We start from the raw sequence: 1,016 nt of genomic DNA, 5'->3' as shown, positions 1-1,016 counted from the left end.
ATGGCAAAGGCAAAGTTTGAACGGACGAAACCGCACGTCAACATCGGCACGATCGGCCACGTTGACCACGGGAAGACGACTCTGACGGCAGCGATCACGAAATACTTCGGCGAATTCCGCGCCTACGACCAGATCGACGGTGCGCCGGAAGAGCGTGCACGCGGGATCACGATCTCGACCGCGCACGTTGAGTACGAGACCGAAGCGCGTCACTACGCCCACGTCGACTGCCCCGGCCACGCCGACTACGTCAAGAACATGATCACCGGTGCTGCGCAGATGGACGGCGCGATCCTGGTCGTGAACGCCGCTGACGGCCCGATGCCGCAAACGCGCGAGCACATCCTGCTGGGCCGTCAGGTCGGCATCCCCTACATGGTCGTCTACCTGAACAAGGTCGACCAGGTGGACGATCCGGAACTGCTGGAACTGGTCGAGATGGAAGTGCGCGAGCTGCTGTCCTCCTACGACTACCCGGGCGACGACATTCCGATCATCAAGGGTTCGGCTCTGGCCGCGATGAACGGTTCGGACAAGGAAATCGGCGAAGACTCGATCCGCGCGCTGCTGGCAGCCGTTGACGAATACATCCCGACCCCGGCCCGCGCTGTCGACCAGCCCTTCCTGATGCCGGTCGAAGACGTGTTCTCGATCTCGGGCCGCGGCACCGTTGCCACCGGCCGTATCGAGCGCGGCGTCGTGAAAGTCGGCGAAGAACTGGAAATCGTGGGTATCCGCGCTTCCAAGAAAACCGTCTGCACGGGCGTCGAGATGTTCCGCAAGCTGCTCGACTCGGGCGAGGCTGGCGACAACGTCGGTCTGCTGCTGCGCGGTGTCGACCGTGACGGTATCGAGCGCGGCCAGGTGCTGTGCAAGCCCGGCTCGGTGAAGCCGCACACGAAGTTCGAGGCAGAAGCCTACATCCTCACCAAAGAGGAAGGCGGCCGCCACACCCCGTTCTTCGCGAACTACCGTCCGCAGTTCTACTTCCGCACGACGGACGTGACCGGGACCGT

The 1,016-nt window shown here is 63.3% G+C and carries 1 protein-coding gene; it reads left to right on the top strand.

Annotated elements, in window-relative coordinates:
• Nucleotides 1-1,016 (top strand): elongation factor Tu (tuf, locus tag E2K76_RS20135; RefSeq protein WP_136686211.1); only part of this gene is annotated, 1,016 nt, incomplete at both ends.

This window comes from Falsirhodobacter xinxiangensis (assembly GCF_004959935.1).
GTDB classification, from domain to species: Bacteria; Pseudomonadota; Alphaproteobacteria; order Rhodobacterales; family Rhodobacteraceae; genus Falsirhodobacter; species Falsirhodobacter xinxiangensis.
Note: the sequence above shows the minus strand (reverse complement) of the source record. Positions and strands in the feature narration are given on the sequence as shown.